This window comes from Streptococcus mitis (assembly GCF_002096855.1).
Classification (GTDB): Bacteria; Bacillota; Bacilli; order Lactobacillales; family Streptococcaceae; genus Streptococcus; species Streptococcus mitis_Y.
Genome location: NZ_NCVH01000007.1, coordinates 1 through 7,409, shown reverse-complemented (window position 1 = coordinate 7,409; position 7,409 = coordinate 1). Strand labels below are relative to the sequence as shown.

Sequence of the window (7,409 nt, the reverse complement as noted above, 5' to 3'; positions counted from 1 at the left end):
AACTGTTACGCCTGTTCCTTTACCTGTGAATGATTTTTCTGGGACAAATGTTACTGTTCCGTCTGGTGCTACTGTGTAGGTACCTTCACCTGGAATTGTCTTCGTTGTTCTGCCATCTTCGAAAGTTTCTGGTGTATCATCATCCATCGGTACGTTTGAGTTACCTGGTGTGAATGTTGGTTTGCCTGATTGTTCATGACCTTGTTTGTCAGTTGAAGTAGCATCTTCAGCAGTTGGAACTACTGGTGTTACTGTTGGTGTGTAAGTTGAAGAAGCTTTTGTTCCGTTCTTATCTTCACGAACAACTGTAACTGATGGAGCTGTACCAACAAATGATTTTTCTGGAACAAATGTTACTGTTCCGTCTGGAGCTACTGTGTAGGTACCAACACCTTCTACTGTCTTAGTTGTTGATCCATCGTCAAATGTTGCTGGAACATCTTCGTTGATTGGAACAGTTTTCTCAACGCCATCAACCGTTACAGTTCCACCCTTGAATTCAGGCTTACCTGTTTGAGTTGCACCTTGAATGTCTGTTGTTTCTGCTGGTGTTGCTTCAGGTGTTACTGGCAATACTGTTGGTGTGTAGGTTGCTGAAGCTTTTGTTCCGTTCTTATCTTCACGGACAACTGTCACGGCTGGTGCAGTCCCGACAAATGATTTTTCTGGTACAAATGTAACAGTACCATCTGCTGCTACTGTGTAAGTACCAACACCTTCAACGGTCTTAGTTGTTGAACCATCATCAAATGTTGCTGGAACATCTTCGTTGATTGGTACACGGCTATCACCCTCAGTAAATTCAGGTTTACCTGTTTGTGTTTTACCTTGAATATCTGTTGTTTCTGCTGGTGTTGCAGTTGGTTTAACAGGAGTTACTGTTGGGGTGTATATCGCAGAAGCTTTTGTTCCGTTCATATCTTCACGAACAACTGTCACTGATGGAGCCGTTCCAACGAATGATTTTTCTGGGACAAATGTAACTGTACCGTCTGCTGCTACTGTGTATGTCCCAACACCTTCTACTGTCTTAGCTGTTGAGCCATCTTCGAATGTAGCTGGAACAGTTTCATTAATTGGAACAGTCTTCTCAACACCGTTAACTTTAACTGTACCACCCTTAAATTCTGGTTTACCTGTTTGTGTTGCACCTTGAATATCTGTTGTTTCTGCTGGTGTTGCTGTTGGTTTAACAGGAACAATCTCAGGAGTGTAGGTTGTACCTACGAAGATACCGTTTGAACTTTCAGCCACAACTGTAACTGGAGTTACTTTACCAGTGTAAGATTTATCTGTTGGTGTGAAGGTTACAGTACCTGTTGCTGGATCAATTGAGAAGGTACCAATTGCTGTTACTCCATCCTCTGCATAAGCTGGGGTAGTAGTAACCTGATTCCCATCATCATCTAAAAGTGTATAGCTATTATCTTTAATAGTAATTTCTTTGTCTTCACCATTAACTTGTACAGTTGTACCTGCAAATGTTGGTGTTCCTGTTTGAGTCGCACCTTGTACATCAATTGATGTTGCCGGATTCGCAGTTGGCTCTGCCGCTACTACAGTTGGGGTATATGTTGCATCCGCTTTAATCGTAGCTTTTTCACCATTTTCGTTAGTAATTGTAGCAGTAGCCTGAACTTTAACTCCCTTAGCAGTTCCAACGAAGTCTTCTTCAGGTGTAAATGTTACAGCACCTGTTGTAGGATCAATAGTGTAAGTTCCTTCTCCTGGAACTGTCACAGTAGTTTCATCAGTAGGTTGACCAGTTGCTGGATCTACCAATTTCTTACTTGTGATTTTCGCAGTCTTATCGTTGCTCAACTCAAATGTAGGTGTTTGAGTTTGTGGAACGTTTTGGATATCCTCAGAAACTTTGTCTGTTGGAGTGATTGTAATTGGAGTTACAGTTGGTGTATAAGTAGCAGAAACTTTCGTTCCGTTCTTATCCTCACGAACCACTGTTACTGCCGGCGCAGTCCCAGTGAAGTTAGGTTCTGGAACGAAGGCTACAGTACCATCTGGTGCTACTGTAAACTTACCAACTCCGTCTACAGTCTTAGTCGTTGAACCGTCGTCAAAGGTTGCTGGAACGTTCTCATCAATTGGTACACGTGGATCGCCTTCTGTGAAGGTTGGTTTACCAGTTTGTGTCGCGCCTTGAACGTCTGTAGTTTCTGCTGGGGTTGCTGTTGGCGTTACTGGAGTAATCTTAGGTGTGTAGGTTGTTTCTGCTGGAGTGCCGTTAGCATCTTTAGCCTGAACCTTAACTGGAACCACTTCACCTGAGTATGATTTATCTGTTGGTGTGAAAGTTACGACACCTGTTGCTTTATCAACTGTGAAAGTACCGATAACCTTGCCATCTGACGACTTAGCATCTACGGAAGTAGCTGGTTGACCATTTTCATCGAGAAGAGTAATAGTATCCTTGTCGATTGGCGCTACTGGGTTACCTTCTGTGAAGGTTACAGTTCCCGTTTGAACCACACCTTGAGGTGCTACTGATTCAGCTGGTTTCGCTGTTGGCGTTACTGGGGTTACTGTTGGAGTGTATGTAGCAGAAGCTTTTGTGCCATTCATGTCCTCACGAACAACAGTCACTGCTGGTGCTTTACCAACAAATGTTTTTTCTGGAACAAAAGTTACTGTTCCGTCTGAAGCTACTGTGTAAGTACCTACACCTTCGATTTTCTTAGATGTAGTCCCATCGTCAAATTTAGCTGGTACAGCTTCGTTGATTGGAACAGATTTTTCTACACCATTGATATCGACAGTTCCAGCTCTAAATTCAGGCTTACCAGTTTGAGTTGCACCTTGAACATCTGTTGTTTCTGCTGGGGTCGCCGTTGGGGTTACTGGAACGATTTCTGGTGTGTAAGTTGTATCCACCTTGATACCGTTTGAACTTTCAGCTTGAACCTTAACAGGCGTTACTTTACCTGTGTAAGACTTATCAGTTGGTGTGAAGGTTACTTGACCTGTTGTTGGATCAATAGAGAAAGTACCAATTTCAGTTGTACCATCTTCAGCAAAGGCTGGTGTGCTTGAAACTTCGTTACCATCTTTATCTAGCAATGTGTAGCTATTGTCTTTAATGGTAATAGCTTTATCTTCACCGTTTACTTGGACAGTAGTTCCTGCAAATGTTGGTGTCCCGGTTTGAGTTGCCCCTTGAACATCTTTAGAAGTTGCAGGGTTTGCAGTTGGAACTGCTGGCACAACAGTTGGTGTGTAGGTCGCATCTGAAGTAATGGTTGCAGTCTTACCATTAGCATTTGTAATGGTAGCAGTTGCCTGAACAGTTACTCCTTTTACAGTACCAACAAAGTCTTTTTCTGGCGTAAATGTTACTGCCCCAGTCGTTGGATCGATAGTATAGCTACCTTCACCTGCTACTGTCACTGTTGTTTCATCAGTTGGTTGACCAGTTGCGGGATCCACCAATTTCTTGCTAGTGATTTCAGCAGTCTTATCATTACTCAAATCAAAGGTTGGTGTTTGGGTTTGAGGAACATTTTGAACATCCGCAGAAACCTTGTCTGTAGGAGTCACTGTGATTGGTGTGACAGTTGGTGTGTACTTAGCTGTAGCAGTCTTAATGTACTCTTTTTGAATCTGACCGTCTTTATTTCGTCCAACTGGCGCTGACAATGAAACATCCACACCTTTGGCTGTACCAGTAAAGCTTGGTTCTGGAGTGAAGGTTACTTCTCCAGTTGTAGGATTGATAGTGTATGTCCCTTCTCCAGCTACTGTTACAGATGTCTCATCAATAGTACGACCTGTTGCTGGGTCTACCAACTTAGCAGGATAGTCCGCACTTGGAGCAATAGAAATCTTATCACCAGCTGAGTTAGAAGCTGTTGTATTAAAGGCAGGTGTTTCTTTTTGAGTTGCACCTTGAATATCTTTAGAAGTTTTGTCAACCCCTTCAATGTCAATCGGTGTTACAGTAGGAACATATTGACCATCCATAGTATTTAATTGGCTATTCACATTAGGTTCTCTGTCTGGGAATTTTGTTGACCAACCAGTATCATAGCCATTATTATCTGAACGACGGATAGAGATACCATCAGCTGTTCCTAGGAAGTTGTCCTCAGGAATAAACTCAACATCTACATCTTTACCCTTAGCAGTAATCTTGTACTTACCTTGTCCTTGAACGACGTAGTAACCGTCTGCGTCAAGGGTTGCTCGGTTGCCATCTTTGTCAACAATGTATGGTTCTACGGTTTCATCAATAACAGCAGTAGAATCACGTTCAAACTTGTGTTCTCCACGTGCTGTAAAGGCAACAGTTGCAGTTTGCTTCGCCCCTTGAAGACCACTTGTTTCTTTGAATTTCCCTTTTGGTGGGTGGGTAATTTGAGTTCTGAAGTCTTCCACTTCCCCTGAAAAGGCCATACCCGTTGGGCTTTCAATCTCAGTAGCTTTCTTAGCAATACGGACACGAGCACCAAGCTCGTTGACGCTAGGATCGATGTAAGTCTTGCTGTTTGCAAAGGTCAACTCGACTGTACCATCTTGGGTCACTTTTGCAAGATTAGAGCGTTCATCTTCATCAAAGGTACCGTTTTGGTTAAAGTCTACCCAACCATAGATATAAGCTTCTGAAGCTCCATCCAAATGGGCTTGAACTGACATTTTGTAGTTACCTGGGCGTGTACGGTCCATCTTGATCATCTCATTGGTTGCCCCTTTGAGTTCATCTGGAAGCAATTGGTCAATTCCTTCATCGGCCGTAGTTGCCTTATCATCACCGAACCAGTCAAGAGTCGTATTCTCATCCATATCCGGACTCACGTTACCAAGATACGGTTGATTTACTTTAGCTCCAGTAACACCGTCAACAGTTGCAATGGTATGGACTGCTTTACCATATGACTCAGGAGCATCCCCTTCATCAAGTGGGAAGAATCCTAGCATAGCAGACTGTTTACCACCTGAAGCGATATAAAGCCCCACTTCAGATGCTCCACGTGTCATCACGAGTGGAACTGCATTATTTCCTGCTGAAATGTTTGGACCAAAGACACCTGTCCCTAATCCACCGGTCACTTGATCTGGATTCCCAAAGTATTTCCAGGCTACTGGCTTCTTATCTGGACCAACTTGATTAGAATCACGAAGTTGTCTTAGGTTAATGTTATTATATTTAGGTTTAGAACCAAAAAGATTCTCTGTATCTTGTGGTTCATAAGGAACAGTGGTGGATGGTCTAGTAAATTTTTTCCATTCCCCAAGGTGTTGCCAACCTTCTCCATTGGTAGTGAACATAACAAATTCACCAGGGTTAGCAGACTCGCCATCAGCCATGACAACAGCTGGCTTAACTGTCTTGCCACGGAAGGTTGCAGAGATTTCAAACTGAACTCCAATATTTCCACCATTCATAGCTGAACCCATGGTAGTCTTCTTGGCTTTCGTATCAACGTTTTCAAATCTAACTTCAGTCCAACCGTTTTGAGCATCAGCGACAACGTCGGCTTCTTCGCCATCATTAAAAGCTTTTTTAACCCCTGTTGAAGTAACACCCTTTACATATCCATTTTTTGCATTTGGATCATAGGTTGCTTTTTCAGCTTCTGTAGCCCCTTGCTCTTCCATCCGTTTTTTATAGATTTCAGTTGCTTGGAAAGGTTTCAAAGATTTAACTTTTACAGTGACTACATAGCCAGGCATGATTTCCTTGGTATAGGTAGCCCCAACTTGAAGAGCTAATTTTTCTTCTAAATCTTTATCAGGAAATTGGTCATTTTTAGGAACATTGACTGTTTTTGCCCCTGTCCAGTTGGCTACATCTCCAAAGTCCAACCAAGTAATCTGGCTAGTCATAGATTTGGCATCAAGATCTGTTGTAAAACCTGGTTTTTCTACCTTTGGAGTTGAAGTTGCGTCTTCAACGTCATCCCCAATCAAGCTTGGATCATTTGCGTCACCGAGAGCACGACGAGAGCGGCGTTTAGGAGCGTTTTCAGACGCTGGAGCTTCTTCGCCTGCTGCAATCTTTTCTTCTGCAGCTGCAGGCTTAGTAGGTACTTCTTTTTCCTTAAGTTTATCATTTACAATCGTTGCAAGTGATTGGTAAGCTGCGTCAAGTTCAGCTTGGCTTGTAGCAGAAGTAAGTGCATTTTTAGAATTGGCAAGACCTACCTTAAGAACTTCAACGCTCTCGTCTGTCTTGTTGCTGTATTTACCATTTGCCACGTTTGCTTCAATTTCAGCAACGTAAGCTGCCAATTTGTCGCTATTTAGCTCAGGTTTTACTTCAGTAGAAACTGCAGGTGCTGCTTCCGCTTTATAAGTTACTTCTTTAGTAGGTGCTGCTTCTGTAGTTACAGGGGTTTCAGCTTTGTCTACTTCTGTTGTAGCTGCAACTCCGTCAGCTTGTTTTTCTTCAGTTACTTCATCAGCTCCGACACCTGTAGCAGTTCCGAGCATTACCAACGTTCCGAGTAAGACCGAGCAAACTCCTACATGAAGCTTACGAATCGAGAATCGACTAATTCGGTCATTAAACAGATCATTTTTCATGATTTACCTCCAATATCCTGTCCAGAATTGAATATATTGTTATGTTTTATGCACTGTTTTTTATGAATACACAAACAACTACTTTACATTTTAGCATTCACGTAAGTAAAACTCAACGATTATGCTTAATATTTTAAAAAAGAATATTTATACTCCGAAGTCTCAAAATATTATTTTTTTGCATGTTTTATGTAGTTTTATTCAATATTTTTACACAAAAAAGAGGGAACCCCCCCTCTTTTTCATTTCAAGTAAATATTCTATTCGTTTATTTCAACTTGAGCCTCTACAACAAGATTTGTTTCTTCATTTCCTTCTTCCTCTACCGGAGGATTAAGGTATTCTTCTTCGTTGATAGCTTGTGGTTCAAGGTTACGGTAACGGGCCATACCAGTACCTGCTGGGATGATCTTACCGATGATAACATTTTCTTTCAGTCCAAGGAGATGGTCTTTCTTACCACGGATGGCCGCATCTGTAAGGACACGAGTTGTTTCCTGGAAGGAAGCCGCTGACAAGAAACTGTTGGTTTCAAGTGAGGCTTTGGTAATTCCCATAAGGACTGGACGACCTGTCGCTGGAACTCCACCTGAGATAAGAACATCTTTGTTAGCATCTGTAAAGTCATTGATATCCATGAGGGTACCCATGAGGAGGTCTGTGTCCCCTGGATCCATGACACGAACTTTACGAATCATTTGACGAACCATTACCTCAATGTGTTTGTCACCGATTTCTACCCCTTGGCTACGGTAAACTTTTTGTACTTCACCGAGAAGGTAGGTTTCAACTGACAAGACATCACGAACTGCAAGGAGACGTTTCGGTTGGATAGAACCTTCTGTAAGAGCTGCACCGCGAGAGACTTGGTC

1 protein-coding gene and 1 pseudogene are annotated in these 7,409 nt (G+C 42.4%); both read right to left on the bottom strand.

The window, feature by feature from the left end; genetic code table 11:
• The coding region (locus B7698_RS00475) for a CshA/CshB family fibrillar adhesin-related protein (protein WP_084864324.1) at positions 1 to 6,537 on the bottom strand (6,537 nt) is incomplete at its 3' end.
• Between the two features lie 260 nt (positions 6,538 to 6,797).
• A pseudogene (locus tag B7698_RS00470) lies at positions 6,798 to 7,409 on the bottom strand (DNA-directed RNA polymerase subunit beta'); the annotation flags it as partial.